The sequence below is a fragment of the Ruegeria sp. O4 genome (assembly GCF_056535125.1).
On record NZ_JBQERO010000020.1, the window covers coordinates 16669 to 42292 of the forward strand.

Annotated in this window: 27 protein-coding genes; 6 read left to right on the forward strand and 21 right to left on the reverse strand. The window is 60.2% G+C overall.

Annotated elements, in window-relative coordinates; all coding sequences use genetic code 11:
- Positions 1-4 precede the first annotated feature (4 nt).
- From edd to ACR0J7_RS17270, 4 genes are all read right to left on the reverse strand, one after another.
- On the reverse strand, positions 5-1810 hold the full coding sequence (gene edd, locus ACR0J7_RS17255) for a phosphogluconate dehydratase (protein WP_480915097.1): 1806 nt from the start codon (positions 1808-1810) through the stop codon (positions 5-7).
- Between the two features lie 2 nt (positions 1811-1812).
- Positions 1813-3258, reverse strand: a complete 1446-nt coding sequence (gene zwf, locus ACR0J7_RS17260) for a glucose-6-phosphate dehydrogenase (protein WP_480900279.1) — start codon at positions 3256-3258, stop codon at positions 1813-1815.
- A 149-nt stretch (positions 3259-3407) separates the two neighbouring features.
- Positions 3408-5651, reverse strand: a complete 2244-nt coding sequence (gene ptsP / locus ACR0J7_RS17265) for a phosphoenolpyruvate--protein phosphotransferase (protein WP_480507789.1) — start codon at positions 5649-5651, stop codon at positions 3408-3410.
- A gap of 46 nt (positions 5652-5697) precedes the next feature.
- On the reverse strand, positions 5698-6936 hold the full coding sequence (locus ACR0J7_RS17270; protein ID WP_480488466.1) for an aspartate kinase: 1239 nt from the start codon (positions 6934-6936) through the stop codon (positions 5698-5700).
- Positions 6937-7101: 165 nt separating this feature from the next.
- Between ACR0J7_RS17270 and ACR0J7_RS17275 the strand changes: the two genes are divergently transcribed.
- A complete protein-coding gene (locus ACR0J7_RS17275) occupies positions 7102-7458 on the forward strand; it encodes a hypothetical protein (protein ID WP_480484393.1) in 357 nt (118 codons plus the stop codon).
- Here the strand turns inward: ACR0J7_RS17275 and ACR0J7_RS17280 are convergent.
- The 5 genes from ACR0J7_RS17280 to ACR0J7_RS17300 form a co-directional block, all read right to left on the reverse strand.
- Positions 7452-8090: an SDR family oxidoreductase gene (locus ACR0J7_RS17280; RefSeq protein ID WP_480507787.1), complete on the reverse strand. Its 639-nt coding sequence runs from the start codon at positions 8088-8090 to the stop codon at positions 7452-7454. The two genes, ACR0J7_RS17275 and ACR0J7_RS17280, sit on opposite strands and share 7 nt — an antisense overlap.
- 3 nt (positions 8091-8093) lie before the next feature.
- Positions 8094-8549 (reverse strand): DUF1178 family protein, encoded by a 456-nt coding sequence (locus tag ACR0J7_RS17285; RefSeq protein WP_480507785.1) that lies wholly within the window; start codon positions 8547-8549, stop codon positions 8094-8096.
- 72 nt (positions 8550-8621) lie between these two features.
- Complete coding sequence (locus tag ACR0J7_RS17290) at positions 8622-9137, reverse strand: NUDIX hydrolase (protein ID WP_480915099.1); 516 nt, start codon at positions 9135-9137, stop codon at positions 8622-8624.
- An 85-nt stretch (positions 9138-9222) separates the two neighbouring features.
- Positions 9223-9966 (reverse strand): EcsC family protein, encoded by a 744-nt coding sequence (locus tag ACR0J7_RS17295; RefSeq protein WP_209505635.1) that lies wholly within the window; start codon positions 9964-9966, stop codon positions 9223-9225.
- Positions 9967-10018: 52 nt separating this feature from the next.
- Positions 10019-10513, reverse strand: a complete 495-nt coding sequence (locus ACR0J7_RS17300; protein WP_480915101.1) for a GNAT family N-acetyltransferase — start codon at positions 10511-10513, stop codon at positions 10019-10021.
- A 72-nt stretch (positions 10514-10585) separates the two neighbouring features.
- Between ACR0J7_RS17300 and ACR0J7_RS17305 the strand changes: the two genes are divergently transcribed.
- Positions 10586-11191, forward strand: coding sequence for a flavin reductase family protein (locus ACR0J7_RS17305; RefSeq protein ID WP_480915103.1), 606 nt, complete (start codon positions 10586-10588; stop codon positions 11189-11191).
- Between the two features lie 135 nt (positions 11192-11326).
- On the opposite strand, the gene ACR0J7_RS17310 is transcribed toward ACR0J7_RS17305, so the two are convergent.
- Positions 11327-12961, reverse strand: a complete 1635-nt coding sequence (locus ACR0J7_RS17310; RefSeq protein WP_480488476.1) for a SulP family inorganic anion transporter — start codon at positions 12959-12961, stop codon at positions 11327-11329.
- A gap of 165 nt (positions 12962-13126) precedes the next feature.
- Between ACR0J7_RS17310 and ACR0J7_RS17315 the strand changes: the two genes are divergently transcribed.
- From ACR0J7_RS17315 to ACR0J7_RS17325, 3 genes are all read left to right on the forward strand, one after another.
- Positions 13127-13687, forward strand: a complete 561-nt coding sequence (locus ACR0J7_RS17315; RefSeq protein WP_480833052.1) for an invasion associated locus B family protein — start codon at positions 13127-13129, stop codon at positions 13685-13687.
- 66 nt (positions 13688-13753) lie between these two features.
- A complete protein-coding gene (locus ACR0J7_RS17320) occupies positions 13754-14626 on the forward strand; it encodes an S-methyl-5'-thioadenosine phosphorylase (RefSeq protein WP_480900289.1) in 873 nt (290 codons plus the stop codon).
- Positions 14627-14940: 314 nt separating this feature from the next.
- On the forward strand, positions 14941-15570 hold the full coding sequence (locus ACR0J7_RS17325) for a LysE family translocator (RefSeq protein WP_209598172.1): 630 nt from the start codon (positions 14941-14943) through the stop codon (positions 15568-15570).
- 8 nt (positions 15571-15578) lie between these two features.
- On the opposite strand, the gene ACR0J7_RS17330 is transcribed toward ACR0J7_RS17325, so the two are convergent.
- Entirely contained in the window at positions 15579-15752 is a 174-nt protein-coding gene (locus tag ACR0J7_RS17330) for a hypothetical protein (protein ID WP_209505622.1), read from the reverse strand.
- A gap of 325 nt (positions 15753-16077) precedes the next feature.
- Between ACR0J7_RS17330 and ACR0J7_RS17335 the strand changes: the two genes are divergently transcribed.
- Positions 16078-16617 (forward strand): adenine phosphoribosyltransferase, encoded by a 540-nt coding sequence (locus ACR0J7_RS17335; protein ID WP_209505620.1) that lies wholly within the window; start codon positions 16078-16080, stop codon positions 16615-16617.
- A gap of 42 nt (positions 16618-16659) precedes the next feature.
- Here the strand turns inward: ACR0J7_RS17335 and ACR0J7_RS17340 are convergent, their stop codons facing one another.
- The 10 genes from ACR0J7_RS17340 to cyoE form a co-directional block, all read right to left on the reverse strand.
- Positions 16660-18075, reverse strand: coding sequence for an FAD-binding oxidoreductase (locus ACR0J7_RS17340; protein ID WP_480773923.1), 1416 nt, complete (start codon positions 18073-18075; stop codon positions 16660-16662).
- Between the two features lie 38 nt (positions 18076-18113).
- Complete coding sequence (locus tag ACR0J7_RS17345; RefSeq protein WP_267363064.1) at positions 18114-18932, reverse strand: MBL fold metallo-hydrolase; 819 nt, start codon at positions 18930-18932, stop codon at positions 18114-18116.
- 102 nt (positions 18933-19034) lie between these two features.
- Complete coding sequence (locus tag ACR0J7_RS17350) at positions 19035-19619, reverse strand: GNAT family N-acetyltransferase (RefSeq protein ID WP_267363063.1); 585 nt, start codon at positions 19617-19619, stop codon at positions 19035-19037.
- Positions 19619-20881: a M16 family metallopeptidase gene (locus ACR0J7_RS17355; protein WP_209598175.1), complete on the reverse strand. Its 1263-nt coding sequence runs from the start codon at positions 20879-20881 to the stop codon at positions 19619-19621. Before ACR0J7_RS17355 ends, ACR0J7_RS17350 begins: the two co-directional genes overlap by 1 nt.
- A complete protein-coding gene (gene thrC, locus ACR0J7_RS17360) occupies positions 20878-22266 on the reverse strand; it encodes a threonine synthase (protein WP_480539566.1) in 1389 nt (462 codons plus the stop codon). The genes ACR0J7_RS17355 and thrC overlap by 4 nt, the downstream gene beginning before the upstream one ends.
- Positions 22263-22940: an SURF1 family protein gene (locus ACR0J7_RS17365; RefSeq protein WP_480915107.1), complete on the reverse strand. Its 678-nt coding sequence runs from the start codon at positions 22938-22940 to the stop codon at positions 22263-22265. The genes thrC and ACR0J7_RS17365 overlap by 4 nt, the downstream gene beginning before the upstream one ends.
- 156 nt (positions 22941-23096) lie before the next feature.
- Positions 23097-23912, reverse strand: a complete 816-nt coding sequence (locus ACR0J7_RS17370; RefSeq protein WP_209505605.1) for a cytochrome c oxidase subunit 3 — start codon at positions 23910-23912, stop codon at positions 23097-23099.
- 22 nt (positions 23913-23934) lie between these two features.
- On the reverse strand, positions 23935-24510 hold the full coding sequence (locus ACR0J7_RS17375) for a cytochrome c oxidase assembly protein (RefSeq protein ID WP_480507766.1): 576 nt from the start codon (positions 24508-24510) through the stop codon (positions 23935-23937).
- On the reverse strand, positions 24510-24671 hold the full coding sequence (locus ACR0J7_RS17380) for a hypothetical protein (protein WP_209505601.1): 162 nt from the start codon (positions 24669-24671) through the stop codon (positions 24510-24512). Before ACR0J7_RS17380 ends, ACR0J7_RS17375 begins: the two co-directional genes overlap by 1 nt.
- Positions 24668-25618, reverse strand: a complete 951-nt coding sequence (gene cyoE / locus ACR0J7_RS17385; RefSeq protein WP_480484378.1) for a heme o synthase — start codon at positions 25616-25618, stop codon at positions 24668-24670. The genes ACR0J7_RS17380 and cyoE overlap by 4 nt, the downstream gene beginning before the upstream one ends.
- Positions 25619-25624 lie beyond the last annotated feature (6 nt).

The window sequence follows — 25624 nt, forward strand, 5'->3', positions numbered from 1 at the left end:
GGGATTAAACTCCGAAAATGCTGGCACCGGTGTCGGCCGAGCCGACATTCTGGCGGAACGCACCAAAAAGATCGCGCCCTGCACCGTGTTGATTGGCGAACAGGTCGGTGGTGACAGGCGCGCGGTCCAGAACGCCTGCGGTGAGGATTTCCAGATCACCCCTGACCGCGTCAACGCGCAGGATGTCACCGTCCTGAAGGTATGCAATGGGGCCGCGGTCGAGCGCTTCGGGGACGACATGGATGGCGGCGGGCACCTTGCCGGACGCGCCAGACATGCGGCCATCGGTGACCAGCGCCACTTTCTGGCCCCGGCCCTGCAGGATCGACAGCATGGGCGTCAGCGAGTGCAGTTCCGGCATCCCGTTGGCCTTGGGGCCCTGGAAGCGCACGACGACGATGACGTCACCGGTGAACTCGCCAGCCTTGAAGGCTGCCTTGACCGCGTCCTGGTCGTGGAAAACGCGGACAGGAGCCTCGACCACCTGATGTTCTGGCGCGACGGCTGATACTTTCATGACCCCGGTGCCCAGATTGCCGGTCAGGCGCGACAGGCCGCCGGTGGGCTGGAACGGATCGCGCGCGGGACGGACGATCTTGTCATTCAGGCTGTGGCCTGCACCGTCTTGCCAGGTCAGCTCACCATTGATCAGCTTGGGCTCGCGCGTGTAATTGTGCAGGCCCTGCCCGGCGACGGTCAGCGTATCGGGGTGCAGCAAACCTTCTTCGAGCAACGTGCCGATGGTGAACCCAAGCCCGCCTGCGGCGTGGAAGTGATTCACGTCGGCCAGACCGTTGGGATAGACCCGCGCGACCAGTGGGACAACGGCGGAGATATCGGAAAAATCCTGCCAGTCCAGAACGATGCCTCCGGCACGCGCCATGGCAATCAGGTGGATCAGCAGATTGGTCGAGCCTCCGGTCGCCATCAGGCCGACGATACCGTTCACAAAGGCCCGTTCGTCGAGCACCTGATAAACCGGGGTATAGCTGTTTCCCAGCGCGCTGAGCGACAGGGCGCGGCGCGCGCCCTCTTGTGTCAGCGCGTCGCGCAAGGGCGTGTTGGGATTGACGAAGCTGGAGCCCGGCAGGTGCAGGCCCATGAATTCCATCAGCATCTGGTTGGTATTGGCGGTGCCGTAGAAAGTGCAGGTGCCGGGGCCGTGATAGGCGGCCATTTCGGCGGCCATCAGTTCGTCGCGCCCGACCTCTCCGGCAGCGAATTTCTGGCGGACCTTGGCCTTTTCGTCATTGGGCAGACCGCTGGTCATTGGTCCTGCGGGCAGGAACACGGCAGGCAGATGCCCGAACGCCTGCGCACCGATGATCAGACCGGGGACAATCTTGTCGCAGACGCCGAGGAAGACTGCCGCGTCATAAGTGTTGTGGCTGAGTGCTACGCCAGTTGCCAATGCGATCACGTCGCGTGAAAACAGCGACAACTCCATCCCTGCTTCACCCTGAGTGACACCGTCGCACATGGCTGGCACGCCACCCGCGACCTGTGCGGTGCCTCCGGCAGCGCGGATCGCATCGCGGATCAGGGCGGGGTACCGTTCAAAGGGCTGATGGGCAGACAGCATGTCGTTATAGGCGGTGACGATGCCCAGATTGCCCGCCGTGCCGGTGGCCATGGATTGCTGGTCTTCACCCGCACCCGCATAGGCATGGGCCTGACCGCTACAGGACAGGTGCGCACGGGCGGGGCCCTTGGATCTGGCCTGTTCCATCCGGTCGATATGGGGGCCGCGCAGACCGGCGCTGCGGTCGATGATCCGTTTGGTGACGTCGGAAATGACAGAGTGAACCATGATTACCCTCCGATCTGACGCCAGCGACGCCCATCGCGATGCATCAGCATCAGTGCTTCTTCGGGGCCTGAACTGCCCTGATCGTACTTGGCGGGTTTGTCCCCGCGCTGTTCCCAGCCGTGAATGATGGGATCGACCCAGGCCCAGGCGGCCTCGGCCTCGTCCCCGCGCATGAACAGGGTCTGATCGCCCCGGATGACATCCATGATCAGGCGTTCATATGCGTCCGGGGATTGCGAGTCATCACCCAGCGCGTCGGCAAAGCTCATGTCCAGAGCGACATCGGACAGGCGGAACCCGCCCTGCCCCGGTTCCTTTATCGTTGTGCGCAGGGTGATGCCTTCGTCAGGTTGCAGGCGGATCACCAGAACGTTGCCATGCAACGGGCCGACATTGGGAAAGATCGTGTGTGGCGGGTCGCGGAAGAACACCGCGATTTCAGAGGCACGGGCGCGCAGGCGTTTGCCTGTGCGCAGGTAGAACGGTACCCCGGCCCAGCGCCAGTTGCCGATATGGACCTTGAGCGCAATAAAGCTTTCGGTGCGGCTGGCCGGCTTGCCAACGTGATCAAGGTATCCGTCACCGCCCTTGCCCGTGCGATACTGACCACGGGCGATATCCCTGGGTTCGACCGGTTCCAGCGCCTCGATCACCTTGACCTTCTCGTCGCGCACCGCGTTGGGAGAGAACTTTGACGGAGGTTCCATCGCGGTCAGGCACAACAATTGCACCAGATGGTTCTGGATCATGTCCCGCATCGCGCCGGATTGATCGTAATAGGCCCCGCGCCCTTCGACCCCTACGGTTTCCGCCACTGTTATCTGTACATGATCGACATGAGTCGAGTTCCAAAGCGGCTCGAACAGGGAATTCGCAAAGCGCAGCGCCATCAGGTTCTGCACGGTTTCCTTGCCCAGATAATGGTCGATCCGGTAAATCTGGTGTTCTTTGAAACACGCCCGCAAGCCTTCGTTCAGCGCTTTGGCCGAGGCCAGGTCATGGCCGAAAGGCTTTTCGACAACGATGCGGCTGTCCGGCGTGGCCAGACCTGCGTCATGCAGGCGCTGCGCAATGCCCGAAAACAGGCTGGGACCTACTGACAGGTAAAAGGCCCGCACCACGTCGGGGCGCAGCATCTTGGACAGATCGGACCATCCGGCATCGCCCAGTGCATCCACCGGCACGTATTCAACATGGGACAGGAACCGGTCCAGCGTGTCCTTTTTGAACTTTGGCGCGAATTCCTGCATCGACGCGCGGACCTGATCGCGAAACCCATCGCTGTCGATATCCGAGCGCGCCGTGCCGATGATCCGCGCCCCATCAGGCATCTGGCCGACCTCGAACCGATGGTACAGGCCCGGCAGGATCTTACGTTGCGCCAGATCCCCGGTCGCGCCGAACAACACAAGATCGAACGGCTCTACCGGAATTACGCGTGAAACCATCACAGGCTCCTTCTCGAGTTTGCCGATATCAGTTCAGCACGGCATGAAACGGCTCTGCGGCATACTGTTACCGCTAACATTGCCTGCGTGATAAAAAGCCCGCGCGAAAAAATCAAGCATAGTTTCCCCAAAAAGCGAGGTTTTGCGGGCTATACCTGACTGCGCAGCCACTCCATCACGGCCGGGCGCACGGATTGTTCGCCACGATGGCGTGCGTCCGCGATGATTTTGCGCACCTCCATCAGGTCACACCGCAGCAACAGGCTTTTGACCGGACCAATCGACGCCGGGCGCATCGACAGGGTGCGAATACCCATGGCCGCAAGGCACAGCGCCTCGACCGGGCGGCCCGCATCCTCGCCACAGAAACTGAGCGGGGTGTCCGAAAGACCGCAGCGTTCGACAATGCGTTCCATCAGGCTCAGGAAACTGACATTCAATGTGTCATAGCGGCGGCGGACGAGTTCGTTTTCGCGGTCAGCCGCAAAAAAGAACTGCTTGAGGTCATTCCCGCCGATCGAGATGAAATCGACCTCGTCAAAGAACTTTTGCGGCGCAAAGGCCAGCGATGGAGTTTCCAGCATCGCGCCGACTTCAAGCGTTTCGGGCAGAACGTGGCCCAGTCGCTTTTCGCGTTCGATGGTTTTGTTCACCTCCCAGCGGGCTTCGCGATATTCCTCGGCCTGCGCGACAAAGGGGAACATGATGGTCAGCGGGCGCCCATTGGCGGCGCGCAGAAGGGCCTGCAACTGCATCCGCATCACGCCGCGTTTGTCCAGACCGACTCGAATGGCGCGCCAACCCAGGGCCGGGTTGGGTTCGGCCACGTGTTTCATATAGGGCAGCACCTTGTCCGACCCGATATCGAGTGTGCGGAACACCACCCTTTTGTCGCCCGCCGCATCCAGTACCCGCTGATACTGGGTGACAAGCTCGGACCGTTTGGGCATCTGATTGCGGATCAGGAATTGCAGCTCGGTTCGGAACAGACCAACACCTTCGGCACCCGACGTTCCCAGCGACGGGAGATCGGCCATAAGGCCCGCGTTCATCACCAGATTGATGCGCGTTCCGTCGCGTGTGACACAGGGGGTTTCGCGGATCGAGGCATAGCGTTCCTGTGCCTTGGCCTGCATCGCGATCTTGTCGCGGAAGGCGCTGACCACGCTGTCTTCGGGGCGCAGGTGAACAACGCCCTGATCGCCGTCCACCAGCACATGGTCGCCGTTCAGCGCTTCGGTCGTGATCCGGCCCACATGGACCACCAAAGGGATTGCCAGCGCACGGGCCACAATGGTGGCGTGACTGCCGACTGAACCCTCTTCGAGGATGATCCCCTTCAACGCCCGCCCGTATTCCAGCAGGTCACCGGGGCCGATATTGCGCGCGACCAGAATCGGATCGGGCGGCAGATCGGCGCTGTCGGTTTTTCCCTGCCCGGTCAGAATGCGCAGCAAACGGTTGCTGAGGTCGTCAAGATCCGCCAGCCGTTCGCGCAGATAGGGATCGGACACCTGCCCCATCCGGGCGCGCGCCTGAGATTGTTCTTTCTCGACCGCGGCCTCGGCACTGAGCCCCAGAGCAATGTCCTCTTCCATCCGGCGCATCCAGCCTTTGGAATTGGCAAACATCCGGTAGGCTTCCAGCACCTTGAGCTGTTCGGTGTCACCATCCCGGGAAATCTCGAGCATCTTGTCGACGCCGACGCGCAGCTCTTCCACCGCCTCATTCAGACGTTCGCGTTCCCGGTGCGGGTCTTCGGCGATCGGATTGGTGACAACCACACGGGGTTCATGCAGCCAGACATGGCCTTCGGCGGAGCCTTCCTGCGCCGGGCCGCCGCGCAGCAGGACCGATTGCTGGTGCCGTGGCGACAGTGCCGCGCCTTCGCCGACAAAGGCGCCCAGTTCGGTCATTTCGGCCAGCACCATGGCCACCACTTCCAGCGCATAGATTTCGTCGGCGGAAAATTCGCGCGCTTTGCGGGACTGGACAACCAGAACACCCAGCTTTTCCCCAAGGCGCTGCACCGGCACACCGAGAAAGGACGAAAACCGCTCTTCCCCGGTTTCCGGCATATACCGGAACCCTTTTTCAGACGGCGCATCCGGGGTGTTGACCACCTTGCCGGTCTTGGCGACCCTGCCCACCAGCCCCTCGCCCATGCGCATCCGGGTCTGGTGTACCGATTCAGGCGCAAGTCCCTGGGTCGCGCAGAGTTCCAGGGTCTCATCATCGCGGAACAGATAGATTGAGCACACTTCGCTGCGCATGCTGTCGGCGATCAGATGAGTGATCTGATCAAGACGCTCCTGTCCAGCGGCTTCGCTGGCCATCGCCTCGCGCAACCGCCCCAGCAGCTTGCGGGATTCTGTTTCCGTGCCGTCCGCCATGGCCCAACCAATTCAGTGTGTCAGGCGAAACCCTTGGCCGATCAGCTCAGGCCGCCTTGTCCAGTTCAAAGGCATCATGCAGTGCCTGAACGGCAAGTTCCATGTATTTCCTGTCGATAAGAACGGAAATTTTGATCTCGGAGGTTGTGATGACCTTGATGTTGATCCCCTCATCCGAGAGTATCTTGAACATTTTGGCCGCGACACCCGATTGCGAGCGCATACCGATTCCCACCACCGAGACCTTGCAGACACCGGTATCGGCGACCAGTTCGGCATAGTTGAGCTCGCCCTTGTCCTTGATCGCCAGCAGCGCTTTTTCGGCACGAACCACCTGATCGGTGGGGCACGAGAAGGTCATGTCCGTGCGCCCCTCGTCCGAGATGTTCTGCACGATCATGTCGACATTGACGCCCTCATCGCTGAGCGCGGTGAAGATGGTCGAGGCGATACCGGGACGGTCCGCCACCGAAACGACGGTCATCTTGGCCTCGTCACGGGAATAGGCCACACCGGCCACAACATTGGATTCCATGATATCCTCCTCGTCAACGACCAGCGTACCGGCCTCGTCGGATTGTTCTTCGAAACTTGAAAGAACGCGCAGTTTTACTTTGTAGCGCATTGCCAGCTCGACCGAGCGGGTCTGCAGCACCTTGGCGCCCAGCGACGCCAGTTCGAGCATTTCCTCGAACGAGATCCTGTCCAGCTTGCGCGCCTTTTCGCAGATGCGCGGATCGGTAGTATAGACGCCGTCCACGTCGGTATAGATGTCGCAGCGTTCCGCACCAAACGCGGCGGCAAAAGCCACGGCAGTGGTGTCAGAGCCACCCCGGCCCAGCGTGGTGATGCGGCCTTCGGGGCTGAGCCCCTGAAACCCGGCCACAACGGCCACTTTCATGCCTTCGCCGAATTTCTGGTTGATGTTCGTGGTCGGGATGTCTTCGATCCGGGCCTGGCTGTGCGCGCTGGTTGTCAGCAGCGGCACTTGCCAACCCTGCCAGCTGCGCGCAGGAACATCCATTTCCTGCAATGTCAGCGCCATCAGGCCAGCGGTGACGTTTTCGCCCGAAGATACCACAGCATCGTATTCACGTGCATCAAACAGCGGCGAGGTCTCGTTCACCCAGCCCACCAGCTCGTTGGTTTTGCCCGACATGGCCGAGACGATGACGATCACGTCATAGCCCTTGGCAACTTCGACACCGATGCGCTTGGCAGCACGGCGGATGCGGTCCAGGTTGGCGACCGAAGTGCCGCCGAATTTCATAACGAGTACGGGCATGGGGGCAAATGTCTCCGCGCCTTGGATTAGAGGTCCCGAGCCTCATAAGCGAGGGGCACCCCAAGAGCAAGAGCGCAAACAGGACCCGCCTGTGGCACAGGGCCGCTTTACATTGCGCAGGTGCGGTGTCAGCCTGCGAGTAACAACCAAATCAAGAGGTTCCCCATGTTTCGCCTAGCCCTTGCCGTTACTTTGTTGTCGTCGCCTGCATTGGCGCAGGTTGCCAGTGTGGCAGGCACGGACGGAAAGAATGCACTGGGCAAGGTGCCCTGCGCCGCAAATGCCGGTGACCCGATGCAAAGCTGCAATGCAGAGCTGCGCCACCATGACGACGGCACCACGACGCTGGCCGTGGCTTTGGGTGATGGCAAGGTGCGCAACATCTATTTCAAGGATGGTGCGCCTGAGTCCAGCAGCTCGACCTCGAAGATGACATATGAAACGCTGGGTGACCTGCTTGTGGTCTATATTGAACCCGGTGAGGTCTATGAGATTCCCAAAGCGGCGCTGACCCGTCAGTAAACGTGCGCCTGACCGTCATAGGTTTCGAAACAGCCGGTTGAGCTGATCGACAGGGCCTCAAAGCGTTCCATCAGGCCGGAGGCGGCCTGATCGACATCAATATCAGCAGCGCCACCGCCCATGTCGGTTTGTACCCAGCCCGGATGATAGATGCCCACGGCGATCCCGTCGGCTTTCAGATCCGTCGCCAGGTTTCGCCCCAGATTCAGCGCCGCCGCCTTGGAAGCGCGGTAGATATAGCTGCCCCCCGGCGCCCGCGTATGGGATGCCATCTGAGACGAGATGATCGCGACCTTGCCGCCTGCAGCGCGCAGATTGGGCAACAACGCCTGCACGGTCAGGAAAACGCCGGTCACGTTGGTGGCAAAGCTTTGCGCCCACATATCGGCGGGGTAGTCGTTGAGCGTGTGCCCCTTGTCCAGATAGACCCCGGCATTGCAGATCAGCAGATCAACGGGCTGGTCTTGCAGCTGTTCGGCCATTGCCGCCTGTTGGGCCGGGTCCGACACGTCTAGACGCACCTGTGCACTGCCATCGCGTGCAGTTCCGGTGACCACGTCACCGCGGGTGCCGTAGCGCATGGCAAGGGCGCGACCGATACCGCGATTGGCACCGGTGATTACGACATGCATGGATCAGTTGGTCTTTCTGCTGGGCAGAAACGGCAGTGGCGCCACCGGCACGCCATCTTCGATCAGCGATTTCGCCTCATCCGGTCTGGCTTCACCGTAAATCGAGCGCTCTGGCGCCTCTCCCAGATGCATCTTGCGCGCTTCGCTGGCAAAATCCTTGCCGACGTAGTCCGAGTTCTTTTCGACATGGCGGCGCATCTCGGCCAGAACCTTCTCTATCTCGGGCGAAGGGGTGGCAACGTTGATCCGTTCGTTGGAAACAGGCGCGCTATCGGTTTTTCCCTTTGCGTTCCGGGCCGGACGGACACGCGGTGTCATGATCGCCTTGGCAACCTGCGCACATCCGCAGATCGCGCAGGTCACCATCCTTGCAGAAGCCAGCTTGTCAAAGGCTTCGGCAGATTGAAACCAGCTGTCGAATGTGTGGCCTTCACTGCATTTCAACGCGTATTGAATCATGTTCAGTCCAAAATTGCGATTGGCGAATAGATACCGACCAGACTGACAATATCAAGCCTCTCTGGTGCTATCTTAATGTGTATGGGTCTTAAAGTCGCGTAACAATTCGGCAAGCTCGGGTGATCTGACCTTTTGGGCCGCGTTTTCAGGCGCAAACCACTTGCGCCTGCGCTCATGCTTTTCGGGGAAGTCCTGCGACATTGTCTGTACATGCAGCGCAAAAACATCAACCAGAATCAAGGTCGGGGGCTGATTTGGGCGGTGCTTGACGTGCAGAAACTGCCCCAGCCCCGCTTTGCTGCATCGCCCTGTCACACCTGCTTCTTCCCAGGCTTCCTGCATTGCGGTTTCTGATGGGGTCAGCCCGGGGATAAGCCACCCTTTGGGGATAATCCAGCGCTGGGCCTGACGCGTTGTAATCAGCAAAACATCTGGCTGGCCATGCAGTATCCGGTAACACAGGGCAGAGGATTGCCGCAAAACAGGGTGTTCCGAAGTCTCAGGTAATTCACGCAGCACCGGCCTTGCATTCATCGCGTGACGCACCTTTTGTTCACGTAACGGGTTTGCCCGCCATATAGGCAGCATGACGCTCCTATTTAGCGGCAGTTGCTTTACAAACTACCACATGAAGTGGCACCCGCCAAGTCTGGTGCTTCCGTGCATCTGTTGGCTACATGCGGGTCGACAGCTGTTTCACCAGCTCGTCATGCGGGATATCGGCATCAACCGCCAATCTTCGCAGGCCGAAATGCACGCGCGCAATTTGCTGGTAATAGCGCGAATAGACATAGTTCGTGCCACCACCGGCCAACGCGCCGAGCACCGGGACGGACTGTGCCGCCAGTTTTTGCCCCAGCACGATTGAAAAGCGTGGTGCCACGGCAGCAATCAGACGCTGCATGGCCGGTCCGGTCAGTGTCAGGCGCACCGAGAAAAAGCCAAGATCCGCACCGTCATCATGCGACAGTGGGCCCGATGCGGACAAAACCCGCACACAGTCGAACTTTACGTTCTCGGCAGACGGATCGAAACCTTCGCGTGCAGCGGCCCCCTGAATGGCGCGTAACAGCATGGCGGTTGTTGCAGGCAGCTCCATCAGGGCTGTCGAAACACCGCCCAGTCCACCGGCCGCACCCATGGCCGTAGTAAGCGCGGTATTGACCCAGGGCTGCTGATCAGGGATCGCACGCCGGGACCCTTGAGCCGCGTGCATCGCAAGCCACAACGCCTGCTCGGTGGCCCCTGTCAGGCCGTTCCGAACCGGTTCGGGCAGTTGCTCGAGCAGGGACTCGGCTGATCCGCCCAGCTTGTTCAGCAATTTGACACCGGCCCCTCCGGCAGATCGGTAATAACCCGCCAAACGATCCAGTTCAGCCTCGGCATCCACGTTTTCGACAAGAACCACGTTCTGCATGTGCGTCCTCCTGCCTATCAACATCGGCGTTAGGCCACGCCGTTTCAATAGGTCAGCGGGTCCAGCGGCTGACGGCCCCCTGAACTCCGGACCAGACGCCGGGTGTCAGTTCCAACCCTAAAACCCGGTCAGGGTTGGTGGGCGGCGGCATCTCGACACCTTGCAGCCGCGCAAAACCAAATCGCTTGTAATAGGGTTCGTCACCGACCAGCATGACCCGCTGCCATCCGAGTTTGCGACCGGCTTCAACACCGGCATGGATCAGATACGCGCCCAGACCCTCGCCCTGGTGCGTCGGGTGCACGGCAACTGGCCCCAGCAGCAATGCATCGTGTTCGCCCACATGGACCGGCCAGAAGCGGATCGCCCCAGCCAGAATGCCCTGACCGTCGCGCGCGACCAGTGACAGGTCAGAAACCGGCGGCACATCATCGCGCAACCGGTAGGACGACAACGCCTCACGGCCCGGCGCAAAGCACAGGTCATAGAGGGCTTCGACCTCCCACCAATCGTCCGGCTCTTCTGGCCTGATCCCGAATTGCTGCACACCCGCCCTCGTTTCCTTGCTGGAAATCGCCCTAGCACTTCGCTACGCCTTGGGCAAACGCTTGGAGATATGATGTTCTACCGCCCCGAAGACGGCCACGGCCTGCCGCACAACCCGTTCAACGCCATTATCACGCCACGCCCGATCGGCTGGATATCGACCCGTGATGCGGATGGGATCAACAATCTGGCACCCTATTCCTTTTTCAACGGGGTTGCTTACACACCGCCGCAAGTAATGTTTGCCACAACCGGCACGAAACACGATCAGATCGGCGGCAAGGACAGTATCGCCAATATCGAGGCGACAGGTGTATTCTGCGTGAATGTCGTGGCCCTTGCGCATCAGGATGCGATGAACGCCAGCTCGGCCAGCCTTCCCAAGGAGGTGGACGAGTTTGCCCATGCCGGATTAACCCCGGTTGAATGTGAAACCATACCCTGCGCCCGCGTACAAGGCGCCCCGGCAGCACTGGAATGCAAGTTGACCCAGATCGTCACTCTGCCGGGCGCGGCCAACCGCGTCGTGTTCGGCGAAGTAACAGGCGTACATCTGCTCGACGACCACATCCGAGAGGGCAAGTTCGACGTAACCTCATTCAAACCTCTGGCGCGGCTTGGGTACCGGGACTATTCGGTCGTGTCCGAGTTGTTCTCGCTCAATCGCCCGGATGATTGAGGGTGTCGGGGGCTCTGCCCCCACCACCCGTTCCGGGCGGCTCCCCCGGGATATTTTTTGGCCAGATGAAGCAGGGATCCTTCATTCATCTGGCTTCAAATATCCCGGAGCGCGAGGCAGAGCCTCGCAAATGGATCAGTGGCCGCCCAGAATGCCGGTACGGACCGAGTAATCCACGGCAAGTTCGTAATCCGGGTCATCGTCACTGTCGACCATCAGGTGGCCTGCCTTGTTCAACAGCTTGTGACAATCCCGGCTCAGGTGGCGCAGCATGACGCGTTTACCCGCGGCCTCGTATTTGGCCGCGATATTTTCGATGGCTTGCAACGCCGACTGGTCAACCACACGGCTTTCAGCGAAATCGACGATGACGGTTTCCGGGTCATTCGGCACATCGAAGAGTTCGATAAAGCCATCCGATGACCCAAAGAACAGCGGCCCCTGGATTTCATAGACCTTCGCCCCTTTTTCGGTCGCGGACTCACGGGTGACGGCGTGGATGCGCTTGGCGTTGTTCCAAGCATAGGCCAGAGCCGACACGATGACACCGACCACAACAGCAACCGCGAGGTCTTCCATCACTGTCACGACGGTGACCAGAACGATGACAAAAGCGTCAGTCAGTGGAACCTTGCGCAGGATCTTGAACGAGTTCCACGCAAAGGTGCCGATGACCACCATGAACATCACCCCAACCAGCGCGGCCAGCGGGATCTGCTCGATCAGCGGTGAAGCGAACAGGATGAAGGTCAGCAAAAACAGCGCCGCAGCGATCCCGGCGATACGGGTCCGGCCACCGGATTTCACGTTGATCATCGACTGTCCGATCATCGCGCAGCCACCCATGCCTCCGAAAAAGCCGGTCACGATATTCGACGCACCCTGGGCGATACATTCCTGAGAGGCCCCGCCGCGCTTGCCGGTAATCTCACCCACAAGGTTCAGGGTCAGAAGGGATTCAATCAGGCCAATCGCGGCCAGAATGACAGCGTAGGGCAGGATGACCTCAAGCGTGCCCCAGTTCAACGGAACCATCGGGATGTGGAAGGCAGGCAGACCACCTTCGATCGAGGCCAGATCACCGACGCGCGGAACATCCAGACCCAGACCGATCACCAGCGCAGCGACAACCAGAATACCGGCCAGAGGCGCAGGAATGATGCGCGTGATGCGCGGCACCACCCAGATCACCGCCATGGTCAGTGCCACAAGGCCCAGCATGGTGTATAGCTGCGCACCCGAGAGCCATTCTCCACCGCCCATACCGTGACCGGTGTTTTCCATGGTACCCGGCACCTTGAACTGGCCCATCTGGGCCAGAAAGATCACGATGGCCAGGCCATTCACAAAACCCAGCATCACCGGGTGCGGCACCAGTCGGATGAAGCGGCCCCAATGCATCGCCCCGGCGATAACCTGGAGGATCCCCATCAGCACCACCGTCGCGAACAGGTATTCGACCCCATGTTCGGCCACCAAAGCCACCATGACGACCGCCAGCGCGCCCGTCGCTCCCGAGATCATGCCGGGTCGCCCGCCGATCAGCGCGGTGATGAGCCCCACAAGGAAAGCGGCATATAGGCCCACCAGCGGGTGCACGCCTGCCACAAAGGCAAAGGCCACGGCCTCGGGCACCAGTGCGAGGGCCACGGTTAGGCCGGACAGCAGCTCGATCCGCAGGCGAGAGAAGGTCAGCCCCTCATCCGGCACCCAGCGCAGATCAGGTATGGCGATACGGTTGGCAAAACTTGCCAGCAAGGCTCGGGGCATTGGACAGTCCTATAGGATTTTATGTTCGCGCGAAGGGGTCGTTGTAGCGGGCGCTCCGCTGTTAAGCCACCGCAGGAGGTGGGATGCAGCCATGCGCACAGCGCATAACTCGCCTCTCGGCAACGTGATTTGCGGCACCCGGATCAAGCACCCAAATGTGAGTTCATGCGTTGGATTGCCCTTATATTTCTATCGGCCCTGCCCGCCTTTGCACAGGACTTGCAAGGGAATGACACGGCTGGAAACTGGCGTGTCACGCACCATGAAATTTTCGGCATCTGGAATTCGATTTGTGACGAGCGTGAGGAAGCCGGTACTTTGGTGAAGCGCTGCTACATAAGGCGCGCCGAGGTGTTTTCCTTGCGTCCGAAATTTGCGGCGCAGTTCATGTTCATCACACCTGAACCAGATGGTTTCAAAATCGAGTTCGGGATTGAGCCCGGCACCTTCTTCAGCCCTTCTGGATTCCGCATAGAGAAAGATCAGGATGTGATCTGGCGCACGCGGCGCCCCGGGTGCCTGACAGGGTTAAGCTGCACATTCGAGGATCATCGCGCCGACAGCCTGCTGGATGCCATGCTGAACGGGGATGCGTATCGTTTTGAGTTTCGTGACAGGCATGGTCAATCGCAGGACCTGACGTGGCCGCTGGATGAGTTTGGATCCGCGTGGGCGGATTTCAATACGCAATCTCAACAGCGTAACCTGCTGGCGAAACAGGAATAGACCTCTTGTCAATTTCGGGCCGAACCCGCACAAATTCAATATCAGTATTTCAGGCGGAGCAGGACAGTGACCCAAACCAGGATTGCCGTTATCGGCGGATCAGGCATCTATGACATCGATGGGCTGGAAAATGCGGAATGGGTCAGTGTCGATACCCCTTGGGGGGCGCCCTCGGATCAGATTCTGACCGGGTCGCTGGACGGTGTCGCAATGGCCTTTCTGCCGCGCCATGGGCGCGGGCATGTGCATTCGCCCACCGATGTGCCCTATCGCGCCAATATCGACGCGCTGAAACGGCTTGGTGTGACGGATGTGATCTCGGTCTCGGCCTGCGGGTCGTTTCGCGAACACATGGCACCGGGCGATTTTGTCATCGTCGATCAGTTCATCGACCGGACATTTGCGCGCGACAAGAGCTTTTTCGGAACAGGCTGCGTCGCCCATGTCAGCGTTGCGCACCCGACCTGCCCGCGCCTGTCGGACGCCTGTGAGACCGCAGGCAAGGCTGCCGGTATCACGATCCATCGCGGCGGCACCTATCTGGCGATGGAAGGGCCGCAGTTTTCGTCTCTGGCGGAATCGAAGATGTATCGTGAGCAATGGGGCTGCGACGTGATCGGGATGACCAACATGCCCGAAGCCAAGCTCGCCCGCGAAGCCGAGCTTTGTTATGCCTCAATCGCGATGGTCACCGATTTTGACAGCTGGCACCCGGATCATGGCGAGGTGGATGTGACCACCATCATTGCGACCCTGACCGGCAATGCCGACAAGGGCCGTGCACTGGTCAAAGGCCTTCCCATCCTGTTGGGGACCGACCGCGCGCCCTGTCCGCATGGCTGTGACCGGGCGCTGGAATATGCCATCCTGACTGCGCCCGAAAAGCGCGACCCGGCGCTGTTGGCCAAGCTGGACGCGGTGGCGGGTCGGATTCTGTAGGTTCTGCGCGACGCGTCGGGCATTGCAGCCGACAGCAGATCGGTTTTCCGGATCACGTTGTTCAAGCGTCCAAGCATGGCATCGACCCTTGCGCTCGAAACTGTCCGGGCACAGGGGATGCGGGTACTTTCTGCCGGGATACTCGCCGCAAGAATGCGACGGTTGTGACGGATCGCACTCGTATCAGTTTTCGTGCAAGTCTCGGCCTGATCCGACCGATTTGAAGGGCCCGAAAGCTGGTCGCCATGAAAATTGTCAAGTACTGGTAGTTTGGCTATAGCGGTACCAAAGGAACGTATTGCGAGCAGACCCTTATGTCTCTGGAACTCTGGCTGGCCTTTGTTGCCGCATCCACCGCCTTGCTGCTGATCCCTGGCCCAACCGTGCTGTTGGTGCTGAGCTATGCGCTGTCCAAGGGGCGCAGCGTTGCCGTGGCCTCGGCCACAGGGGTCGCTGTGGGGGATCTTGTGGCAATGACCGCGTCTTTGTTGGGACTGGGCGCGCTTGTTCTGGCCTCGGCCACCTTGTTTTCCGTCCTCAAATGGGTCGGAGCGGCCTATCTGGTCTGGCTTGGGGTTAAACTGCTGCGCAGCGCCCCGGCAAGTGGTTTGGGAACGGTCGCGACCGGGCGGGATGTCACCCCCCGCAGCGTGTTTGGACATGCGGCCGCAGTCACGGCACTGAACCCGAAATCCATCGCCTTTTTCATCGCCTTTGTGCCGCAGTTCCTGCGCCCGGCTGAACCACTGGGGCCGCAATTTGCCATCCTGATCGCCACTTTTGTCGGGCTGGCCTGGCTGAATGCGCTGGCTTATGCGTTGCTGGCCGACCGGTTGCGGCGGCTGATTGGCCGCGCCAGCGTGATCACCGGCATGACGCGGTTTGGCGGGCTGACCTTGATCGGGATGGGTTTCGCCACGGCAGTTCTGCGCCGCCCGGCCTGACCCCTTTTTCAGTTTTCGGCGTTTTCCTTCATGAACCCGCGGATAAACCGGCGGATTTCGCGGGCAGCTGATGTATCCAGCTCCCTGCACAACTCGACAAACGCGTCGCGTTCATCCTTGTCCAGACGCAGAACCAGCTGGCTGTTTTTCTTCGTTGATCCCTTGCCGTCTTTCTTTGGCACGCGCGTTGCTCCTAGCAAATGCTCGTTAATTCAGGCGATGCATTGTGTATACATAGCATAGTGATTGTCGTTATCGGGCACTTAACAGCACCGGAACGGAAATGGCAATGAACCTTCAAACCGTCTGGGGCCTTTCTTTTGCGAGATCAACGCAAATGCGCAAGCCGCACCTGTCATGTTTGCCTGCCACGCTTTACCGGTATTACAGATTGCCCAAGGCTGTGGTTTCGTGCCGCTGGTGATCGCGTGAATGAATTGTTCCTTGCATGGCTAACCCTCTTGGGCCAAACACGTTTTGGTATTTGAAGCGGAAAAGGGTTGGTTCATGTCAAGGAACAAGACTGTCAAAGACTACATCCGGACGATTGTCGACTTTCCGCATGAAGGAATTCTGTTTCGCGATGTGACGACGCTGTTTGCCGATCCGCGCGGATTTCGGATGGCCATTGACCAGATGCTGCACCCCTATGCCGGGGAACGCATCGACAAGGTTGTCGGCCTCGAAGCGCGGGGCTTTATCCTTGGGGGGGCGATTGCGCATCAGCTGAGCCTGGGCTTCGTACCGATCCGCAAGAAAGGCAAGCTGCCCGGCACAACGATCAGCCAGGACTACAAGCTGGAATATGGTGAAGCGATCGTCGAGATCCACGATGACGCCATCCAGCCAGGCGAAAAAATCCTTGTCGTTGACGACCTTCTGGCCACAGGCGGCACTGCGGCGGCGGGCATCAAACTGATCGAGCGTTTGGGCGGTGAGATCGTCTCATGCGCGTTCATTATCGACCTGCCTGACCTCGGCGGGCGCAAAGTATTAGAAGATATGGGCATGGACGTGCATGTCCTGTGCGAATTCGAAGGGCTTTAACGCGGCAACCTTCGGACTTCTTAACAAGAGTCAGAGCCGGGTTCACGCCTTCAGCACCGCGCCGGGATTCATGATGCCAAAGGGGTCCAGCGCCGCCTTGATGGTCCGCATTGCATCCAGCTTTACCGGATCGCCATAGCGGTCCAGATCGTCCGTTTTCATGCGGCCCACGCCGTGTTCCGCGCTGACCGAACCATCAAAGGCATGGACCAAATCATGCACGGCCCGCTTGACCACGGCGCTCTGACCCTCAAATTCCGCGCGGCGCTGCCCCTTGGGGGGAAAGACGTTGTAGTGCAGATTGCCATCCCCGAGATGGCCAAAGCAATTGATCCGGAACTGCCCGAGACCGGAAACCAACTTTTCCCCTTGGCGCACAAATTCCGGAATTTCTGAGATCGGGATCGAGATATCATGGCTCGACACCGAGCCGATCAGGCGGTTGGCCTCGGGGATACGCTCGCGCACGGCCCACAACTCATCACGCTGCGCCTCGCTTTGTGCAATCACGCCATCCTGCACCAGCCCAAGCGCTTGCGCGTGGACAAAGATATCCTCCAGCGCGTCGGACGGAGACTGCCCCGTGGCCAGCCCCAATTCGATCAGAACGCTCCACTCTGGCGGTGTTTCAAACGGTTGCCGGACATCCGGCAGAACCTCGGACAAGAACTTCAGGCCCTGCCGGTGGATCAGTTCGAAAGTGCTGACAGCCTCGCCCACGCGATCACGCGCCTGGGCCAGCAGGGAAATGGCAGCCTCGGGTGACGCCACCTGAAACATCGCCGTCCCGATCGCGGCAGGCCGGGGAAACAGCTTGAGCGCGGCTGCGGTGATGATCCCCAGCGTGCCCTCGGCCCCGATCAGCAGATTGCGCAGGTCATAGCCTGTGTTGTCCTTTCGCAACCGGCTGAGACCCTGCCAGATTTGACCATTGGGCAGAACGGCCTCGAGCCCAAGGCACAGGTCGCGCGCATTGCCATAGCGCAAGACATTGACGCCCCCGGCATTCGTGGACAGGTTGCCCCCGATCCGACAGGATCCCTGCGCCGCCAGCGTCAAGGGAAACAGGCGGTCTTGCGCCTCGGCCGCGGCTTGGACGTCCTGCAAGATGGCGCCGGCCTCGGCAATCAGCACGTTTTCGGTGGGATAGACGGACCGGATGGCCGTCATCCGCTCCAGCGAAATCACAAGGGGCGCTGGCCCATGCGGCATCACCTGCCCCCCGACCAGACCGGTTCCGCCGCCATAGGGCACCACCGGAACACGCATTTCGGACGCCACCTGCACCAGTACCGAGACCTCCTCGGTTGTGCGGGGCAAGGCCAGCAGGCCAGCCTGTCCGGCATATCGCCCGCGCGGCTCTTCCAGATACCGGTCGGTCACCGGGCGCAGCACGTGATTGCCCAGTTTCGAGCGGATCAGCGTGGCAATGCGGTCATCAGCGGGGTTCAGACTCATACGCTTTCAATGCCCAACCGATCCCGCCACGGCAAGCCTTATTCCAGATCAATCAGATAACGCGGCTCCAGCACGACAACCGTTGGACGGTCCGGCAAGTCACGCAGAGAGACGGTGATCTCGGACACGCCGTCACGTTCAACCGGGAACTCATCCCGGATATCCACGAGGAAGCGATCTAGCGAAAACTCCGAGAACCAGTGCATCGGAATGATCACCGAGCTTTTCAGCCGCTTCAGAACCGTGATCATGTCGGGCAAGGGCATGGTTGTTCCGCCATCGACGGCCGCCATGACCACATCCAACCGACCCAGCGCAGCAAACTGTTCGTCTGACGGTACATGATGCAAATGTCCCAGATGGCCGATACACAGCCCTTCGACCTCGAACACGAAGATAGAATTGCCGCGCTCCTCAACTCCGCCATAGGCCGAGCGGATATCGGTCGGGACATTGCGTATCAGCATCTCGCCCAGATCCAGGTGATGTTCGATCCCCTGCCCGAACTCTCCCCATCCCGGCAGGACATGCGGGATCGCCGGGTCGGGATGCGCCGTCCAATGGGTGTCATGGGCATGGTTCATTGTCACCACATCGGGAATCAGATCGGCACCCCCGATGAACCCGGTAAAATCGGTCACCACATTCAACCCGCCACGGGTCTGGATCATAAAGGCGGCATGCGCGACATAGCTGATGCGCACCGAAAACTCCGGTACCGGGTCCTGCCACGCAGCTTTGTGCAGATATTCGATCCCCGGCGCAGCATCGGCGATAGCGATACAATGGCTCGGCCGCCGCTCCTGCGCCACGGCCTCGCCCGAAATCACCATCAATGCTGCAACCAACCAGCGCATACCCGAAGTGTAGCGCAGATCGCCACCAAGTCATGCCCCTTGTTCATCTGGCCGAAAATATCCCGGGGGAGGCGCGGCTTGCCGCGACGGGGGCAGAGCCCCCTAGCCCGCGTCCGTCTTGCCGCGCCGGTCGGACCGCAGGCTGGCATAAAGAACATGTGTCCGCCATCGCCCGTTGATCTGTAGATAAGACTGCGCCACGCCTTCATATTTGAAGCCCGAGCTTTCCAGCAAACCGCGCGACGCCCGGTTTTCCGGCAGGCACGCGGCTTCGATCCGGCTCAGGTCCAGACGGGTAAAGGCGTGATGCACCATCGCGCCAATCGCCTCGCGCATGTATCCCTGACGGGCAAAGGATTCACCGGTCCAGTAACCCAGAGTTCCGGCCTGCGCAGGACCGCGCCGGATATTGTCCAGCGTGATCGCCCCGACCAACACATTGTCTTCACGGCGAAACAGGAACAGCGGGATTGCTGTGCCACTCGCGACCGAGCGCTGAGCCCAGTAGACCCGATTGGTAAAGGATTTGCGGCTCAGGTGATCCTTGGCCCAGATCGGCTCCCACGGGGTCAGGTAATTTTTTGAGGCGCGCCGCAACGCCGCCCAATCGTTGAAATCGGAATGTACAGGCGGACGCAAGCTAAGCCGCGCGGTCTCGAGTTTCAGCTTGCGTCTGCCCAACAGCATCACGCTGCACGCCTCTCCTGCAAGTCCGCCAATGTCGGTGCGTCTGCGACCGGTCCGTAAAGCGCCAGCGCCGCCGGGGCCTGAACGGCCATGGTTTCGGCAAAGGCGCGCACGTCCTCGGTGCTGACCGCATCGATCTTGGCAACCGTGTCTTCCAGCGAGGGCACCCGTCCCCAGATCTGCACCAGCCGCGCCAGACGCTCGGCCCGATTCGACGGGCTTTCCAGCCCCATCAGCATCCCGGCCTTCATCTGGGCCCGGGCACGGGCGACCTCTTCGGGGCTCATGTCCTCGGCGGCGCGCTTCATCTCATCGATGGTGATCGTCGCCAGTTCGGCCACCTGATTGGCCGAGGTTCCGGCATAGATCGTGGTTGTTCCGGTATCGGCATAGGCACCGGTCTGCGCAAAGATCGTGTAGCAAAGCCCACGTGCTTCACGCACTTCCTGAAACAGGCGCGAGGACATGCCACCGCCCAATGCGGTCGAATAGATCTGCGCCGTATAGATCGCGTCGTCGCGATAGCCGGGACTTTCCAGCGCCAGGGCGAAATGTGCCTGTTCCAGCTCTTTTACCTGTCGGGCTTCGCCGCCGGTAAAGCGTGCAATCTCGGGGATCAGACCCTTGCGGGATTGCAGATGGCCAAACATCTCTTCGGCCAGTTTCATCAGCATGTCGTGATCCACAGCACCTGCTGCGGACAGGATCATCTGTTCGGGGCCATAATGTTCGGTCACAAAGCCCGACAGGTCTTCTCGCGAAAAGGCACTCACCCGCTCGGACGGCCCCAGGATCGTCCGGCCCAGAGGCTGGTCGTGATAGCTCTGCTCTTGCAGCCAGTCAAAGATCACATCGTCGGGCGTGTCATGGGCCTGACCGATTTCCTGAAGGATCACGCCCCGCTCGACCTCGATCTCGCGCGGATCGAAAACCGGGTTCAGAACGATGTCGCCGATGACATCCATCGCCAGCGCCACATCGTCCTTCAGAACGCGTGCGTAATAGGCTGTCACCTCGCGCGAGGTATAGGCGTTGATATAGCCGCCCACATCCTCGATCGCCTCGGCAATTTGCAAGGCCGAACGGCGCTCGGTTCCCTTGAACGCCATATGTTCAAGGAAATGCGCGATGCCGTTCTGCTCGATCCGCTCATGCCGCCCACCGGCGGTTACCCAGATGCCGATGGCCGCAGATTGCAGCCCCGGCATATGTTCACTGACGATACGAAACCCGTTCTTCAGTTGGTCTTGTCTGACAGTCACTCAGCGATGTGCCTTTTTATATGATCCTCAAGGGCACCCAGATCATTGGCGATGCGGGTCACCCGTTCCGGACGTTCATACAGATCAGACATGCGGGAGGGAAGAGGCGGATGTTCGCCGCTCGCCTTCTCGACCGCGGCCGGGAATTTCGCCGGGTGCGCGGTGGCCAGCGTGATCATCGGAACGTCTGCCGCGCGGTGTTCTTCTGCGACCTTGATGCCCACGGCAGTGTGCGGGCAGACCAGTTCGGCGCTGTGCACCAGCGTGGATTTGATCGTGGCCAGCGTTTCCTCTTCGGACACACGGCCCGAATCGAAATTCTCACGCAGCGCTTCCATCGCGCCCTGGCTGATATTGAAGCCACCCTGTTTCAGCTCATCCATCAATTGTGCGATGGCCCCGCCGTCTTCGCCATAGGCATAATAGAGCGCGCGTTCGAAATTCGAGCTGACCTGAATGTCCATCGACGGGCTGATCGAGGGGATAGTCTCGCCCTTGAAATACCCCTCGCCCGAGAGGCAGCGATGCAGAATGTCGTTCTGGTTGGTCGCCACCACAAGGCGGTCAATCGGCAGCCCCATACGCTTGGCCAGATAGCCAGCGAAGATGTCGCCAAAGTTGCCGGTTGGCACCGTGAAGCTGACCTTGCGGTGCGGCGCACCAAGGCTGACGGCGGCCGAGAAGTAATACACGATCTGCGCCAAGACGCGGGCAAAGTTGATCGAGTTCACACCCGCCAGTTTCACACCGTCGCGGAAGTCGAAATCGTTGAACATGTCTTTCAGCGCGGCCTGACAATCGTCGAAATCACCATCAACGGCCAGAGCATGCACGTTGCTGTCCGCAGGCGTGGTCATCTGGCGGCGCTGCACTTCGGACACGCGGCCATGCGGGAACAGGATGAACACATCCACCGCGTCCAGCCCGCGGAACGCCTCGATCGCGGCTGAACCGGTATCCCCGCTGGTCGCGCCGACGATGGTCACACGGTCACCACGGCGTTTCAGCGCCACCTGGAACAACTGGCCGATCAGCTGCATGGCAAAGTCCTTGAAGGCCAGCGTGGGGCCGTGGAACAGTTCCAGCAGGAAGTGGTTCTCGTTCAGCTGCTTCAATGGCGCGCGGGCATCGTGGCCGAAACCTTCGTAAGCGCGGGCGATGATCGCCTTGAACTCATCCTCGGCGAATGAGCCGCTGACATAGGGCCACATCACGCGGAATGCGATTTCTTCGTAGGGCAATCCGGCCAGCGCCGCGATCTCGTCCTGCGACATCACCGGGATTTCGGCGGGCAGATACAGGCCACCATCGCGGGCAAGTCCGGTCAACATCGCCTCTTCAAACGTCAGTTCGGGCGCCTGCCCGCGGGTCGAGATGTATTTCATGTCGCGTCACTCTCAGAATTGGCACGGCTGCGCCACAGGAAGTATCCGGTCATCGCGGCCCAGACCAGAGCCAGACCAAACCAGGTTATTGCATATTGCAGGTGATCGTTTGGTATGCCCGCCGTGTCCACCGGCAGCGGCGTCACATTCGGATCGGTTTGCGAACGGGCGATCAGCAGAACCGGTTCCGCGCCCAGTGCACCCGCAAGCGCGGGCACATCGCGGGCGAACCAGATGTTGGCGTCGAGATCAGGTGCGGGCGTGTAACTGTCGATTTCATCTGGCCAGTGCAGATTGCCGGAAATCTCCATCTGGCCGTTGCGCCGCTCGGCCTGTTTGGCCGTGGTCGGGATGAACCCCCGGTCAATCAGAATGGTCCGGCCCCCGGTAATGAACGGCTGAATGATGCGATACCCCGCACCGACCTGTTTGAGCGAAACAAGAACGTGAACTTCCGCAGGCTCCGTCTCGCCCGACACCGTTACCGGCAGGTATTTGTCCTGATCCACCGAAACCTGCAGCGGGAGGGAAACCGGCGCAGCCGAGATCCGCTCTTCGATCTCGGCCAGCACGTCCTGCTTCCACGCCAGACGCTGCACCTGCCAGATGCCCAGCGACAGCAGCACGCCCAAACCGGCGAGGCCGAAGATTAGCAGGAACAGGGTACGGCGCATGTCAGGACCACACTTCTTTGCAGGAACCGGCGTCTTGTTAAGGGGCGCGCGGGCTGAATTGCAACCACGCAATTGTATGGGGCGCAATCTTGCGCCCCACATAGAGAAAAAGCCGCCCCTTGGGGCGGCTTTTGCAACTGATCAGCCTGACCGGCGTTACATCAGCGGAGCCTGGCCCCAGATGTAGACGGCAAAGAACAGGAACAGCCAGACCACGTCGACGAAGTGCCAGTACCAAGCGGCGGCCTCAAAACCGACGTGTTTTTCGGGGGTGAAGTCACCCTTAAGCGCGCGGATCAGGCAGACGGTCAGGAAGATTGTCCCGATGATCACATGTGCGCCGTGGAAACCCGTTGCCATGAAGAAGTTGGAATAGAACTGGTCGCCGCCGAATTCCCAGCCTTCATGCTTGAGCAGTTCGGCGTATTCATAGCCCTGAAGGAAGGTAAAGGCGATGCCCAGCACGATGCCAATGGCCAGACCATTGATCAGCGCCTTGCGGTCGTTGTCATGCACCAGCGCATGGTGCGCCCAGGTGATCGCACAGCCTGACAGTAACAGGACCAGAGTGTTGATCAGCGGCAGGTGGAACGGGTCAACCGCATGAATGTCCGGCTGGATGTATTCGGTGCCGGCATAGTCGTACATCGGATACATGCGATGTTTGAAGAACGACCAGAACCAGGCGAAGAAGAACATCACCTCGGACATGACGAACAGGATGAAGCCGTAACGCAGACCGATGCGGACAACAGGCGTGTGATCGCCCTGACGGCTTTCCGCAACCACATCCGACCACCAGGCGAACATCGTGTAAAGCACAGCTGCCAGACCGGCCCAGAACATGAAGGGCGTGATGCCTTGCATCCAGAGAACGGCTCCGAACAGCATGACAAAGCCGCCGACGGCGCCGATCAGAGGCCAGATCGAAGGGGCCAGAATGTGATAATCGTGGTTTTTAGCGTGTGCCATCAGCGTCCCTCACCTACAGGCGTTAGTTCGTGTTTGTATCTGCCTGCGCATCGAGGGCGGCATAGCCCTCGGGCAGGTCAATTTCGTAGAATGTATACGACAGCGTGATCGTATGAACATACTTGGCTTCAAGATCCTCGACCATTTCCGGGTCGACGAAGAAAGTCACCGGCATCTCAACGCGCTCGCCGGGTTGCAGCACCTGCTCTTCAAAGCAGAAACAGGCAATCTTCTGGAAATACCCACCCGCAGAATAGGGCGCCACGTTGTAAGACGCCTGCCCGGCAATGGGGCGGTCTGTCGGGTTATAGGCCTCGTAAAACGCGAGACCTGTTTCGCCGATGCGCACATCCATCTCGCGCACGACCGGCTTGAACTCCCATTGCATGTCCTTGGCCTTGGACGCGTCAAAGCGGATGGTAACGGTGCGATCCAGAATGGTATCGGGGGCGGTTTCGGCAACACCGGTGGTGCCGCCAAATCCGGTCACCCGGCAGAACCAGTTGTAGAACGGCACCGACGCCCAGGCCAGACTGCCCATCAGGACAACCACGCCAACGGTCTGGAAAACCGTTTTCTGAGGACCGGACAACGCCATCAGTTCTGAACCTCTTGCGTCGCCCTGTTGAAATCAGTGCCCGAGACCTTGACGATGGTCAGGCCGAAGATGATCACTATAAAGGCAGCCAGCGTCAGGCCGACACCCAGATTGCGGCTGAACCGGCGCTGATGCAGCTCGTGACCTTTGCGCAGGCTCATGACCATCCCCCCAGACCATAGGGTTTCAGTAGGGCTTCGGCCAGAACGGCACCGAAATGCAGGAACAGATACAGCAGCGACAGCTTGAAGAAACCGCGTTCGACCTTGAAATTATCTGCCTCGGAATCGTCTTCGGTCCGGCGCGAGATTTTCCACGCGCCCCGCAGGAACAGGATGTTCAGAATCAATGCAACGGTCAGATAGATCGGGCCGCCAATGCCTGAAAATGCAGTTCCGATGGCCAGCAGGGCCAGCAGGGCTGTATAGACAAGAATATGGACACGTGTCGCGCGGCGACCATGGGTGACGGTCAGCATCGGCACGCCCGCGTCGTCATAGTCCGAGCGCATGAACAGGGCCAGCGCCCAGAAATGTGGCGGCGTCCACATGAAGGTCAGTGCAAACATCAGCCAGGGCTCGACCGACATCGATCCTGTGGCGGCCACCCAGCCGATCACCGGAGGGAACGCACCCGCTGCGCCACCGATCACGATGTTCTGCGGCGTCGAACGCTTCAGCCACATCGTGTAGACGACAACGTAGAAGAAAATGGTGAAGGCCAGAAACGCGCCTGCAAACCAGTTGGTCGCAAGGCCCAGCATGATCACCGACAGACCCGACAGAGCCAGACCAACAGCCAGCGCCTCGCCTTCCTCGACCTTACCCGAAGGGATCGGGCGGGATTTTGTGCGTTTCATGACACGGTCGATATCCGCGTCCCACCACATGTTCAGCGCACCTGAGGCTCCGCCGCCGATGGCGATGAACAGGATGGCGCAGAATCCGACGAAGGGATGGACAGGAACAGGGGCCGCCAACAGGCCGACCAATGCCGTGAACACAACCAACGACATCACGCGCGGCTTCAGCAGGGCGAAGTAATCGCCAAAGCCGGCCTCGTCCGCCCGGGCGGTCGCAGTGCTGGCATTGATGCTTGCGTCAGTCATTTCCGG

Coding starts and splice junctions, on each gene's coding strand:
- edd (WP_480915097.1), bottom strand. CDS start 1,810: ATGGTTCACTCTGTCATTTCCGACGTCACCAAACGGATCATCGACCGC.
- zwf (WP_480900279.1), bottom strand. CDS start 3,258: ATGGTTTCACGCGTAATTCCGGTAGAGCCGTTCGATCTTGTGTTGTTC.
- ptsP (WP_480507789.1), bottom strand. CDS start 5,651: ATGGCGGACGGCACGGAAACAGAATCCCGCAAGCTGCTGGGGCGGTTG.
- ACR0J7_RS17270 (WP_480488466.1), bottom strand. CDS start 6,936: ATGCCCGTACTCGTTATGAAATTCGGCGGCACTTCGGTCGCCAACCTG.
- ACR0J7_RS17275 (WP_480484393.1), top strand. CDS start 7,102: ATGTTTCGCCTAGCCCTTGCCGTTACTTTGTTGTCGTCGCCTGCATTG.
- ACR0J7_RS17280 (WP_480507787.1), bottom strand. CDS start 8,090: ATGCATGTCGTAATCACCGGTGCCAATCGCGGTATCGGTCGCGCCCTT.
- ACR0J7_RS17285 (WP_480507785.1), bottom strand. CDS start 8,549: ATGATTCAATACGCGTTGAAATGCAGTGAAGGCCACACATTCGACAGC.
- ACR0J7_RS17290 (WP_480915099.1), bottom strand. CDS start 9,137: ATGCTGCCTATATGGCGGGCAAACCCGTTACGTGAACAAAAGGTGCGT.
- ACR0J7_RS17295 (WP_209505635.1), bottom strand. CDS start 9,966: ATGCAGAACGTGGTTCTTGTCGAAAACGTGGATGCCGAGGCTGAACTG.
- ACR0J7_RS17305 (WP_480915103.1), top strand. CDS start 10,586: ATGTTCTACCGCCCCGAAGACGGCCACGGCCTGCCGCACAACCCGTTC.
- ACR0J7_RS17310 (WP_480488476.1), bottom strand. CDS start 12,961: ATGCCCCGAGCCTTGCTGGCAAGTTTTGCCAACCGTATCGCCATACCT.
- ACR0J7_RS17315 (WP_480833052.1), top strand. CDS start 13,127: ATGCGTTGGATTGCCCTTATATTTCTATCGGCCCTGCCCGCCTTTGCA.
- ACR0J7_RS17325 (WP_209598172.1), top strand. CDS start 14,941: ATGTCTCTGGAACTCTGGCTGGCCTTTGTTGCCGCATCCACCGCCTTG.
- ACR0J7_RS17335 (WP_209505620.1), top strand. CDS start 16,078: ATGTCAAGGAACAAGACTGTCAAAGACTACATCCGGACGATTGTCGAC.
- ACR0J7_RS17340 (WP_480773923.1), bottom strand. CDS start 18,075: ATGAGTCTGAACCCCGCTGATGACCGCATTGCCACGCTGATCCGCTCG.
- ACR0J7_RS17345 (WP_267363064.1), bottom strand. CDS start 18,932: ATGCGCTGGTTGGTTGCAGCATTGATGGTGATTTCGGGCGAGGCCGTG.
- ACR0J7_RS17350 (WP_267363063.1), bottom strand. CDS start 19,619: ATGCTGTTGGGCAGACGCAAGCTGAAACTCGAGACCGCGCGGCTTAGC.
- thrC (WP_480539566.1), bottom strand. CDS start 22,266: ATGAAATACATCTCGACCCGCGGGCAGGCGCCCGAACTGACGTTTGAA.
- ACR0J7_RS17365 (WP_480915107.1), bottom strand. CDS start 22,940: ATGCGCCGTACCCTGTTCCTGCTAATCTTCGGCCTCGCCGGTTTGGGC.
- ACR0J7_RS17370 (WP_209505605.1), bottom strand. CDS start 23,912: ATGGCACACGCTAAAAACCACGATTATCACATTCTGGCCCCTTCGATC.
- ACR0J7_RS17375 (WP_480507766.1), bottom strand. CDS start 24,510: ATGGCGTTGTCCGGTCCTCAGAAAACGGTTTTCCAGACCGTTGGCGTG.
- ACR0J7_RS17380 (WP_209505601.1), bottom strand. CDS start 24,671: ATGAGCCTGCGCAAAGGTCACGAGCTGCATCAGCGCCGGTTCAGCCGC.
- cyoE (WP_480484378.1), bottom strand. CDS start 25,618: ATGACTGACGCAAGCATCAATGCCAGCACTGCGACCGCCCGGGCGGAC.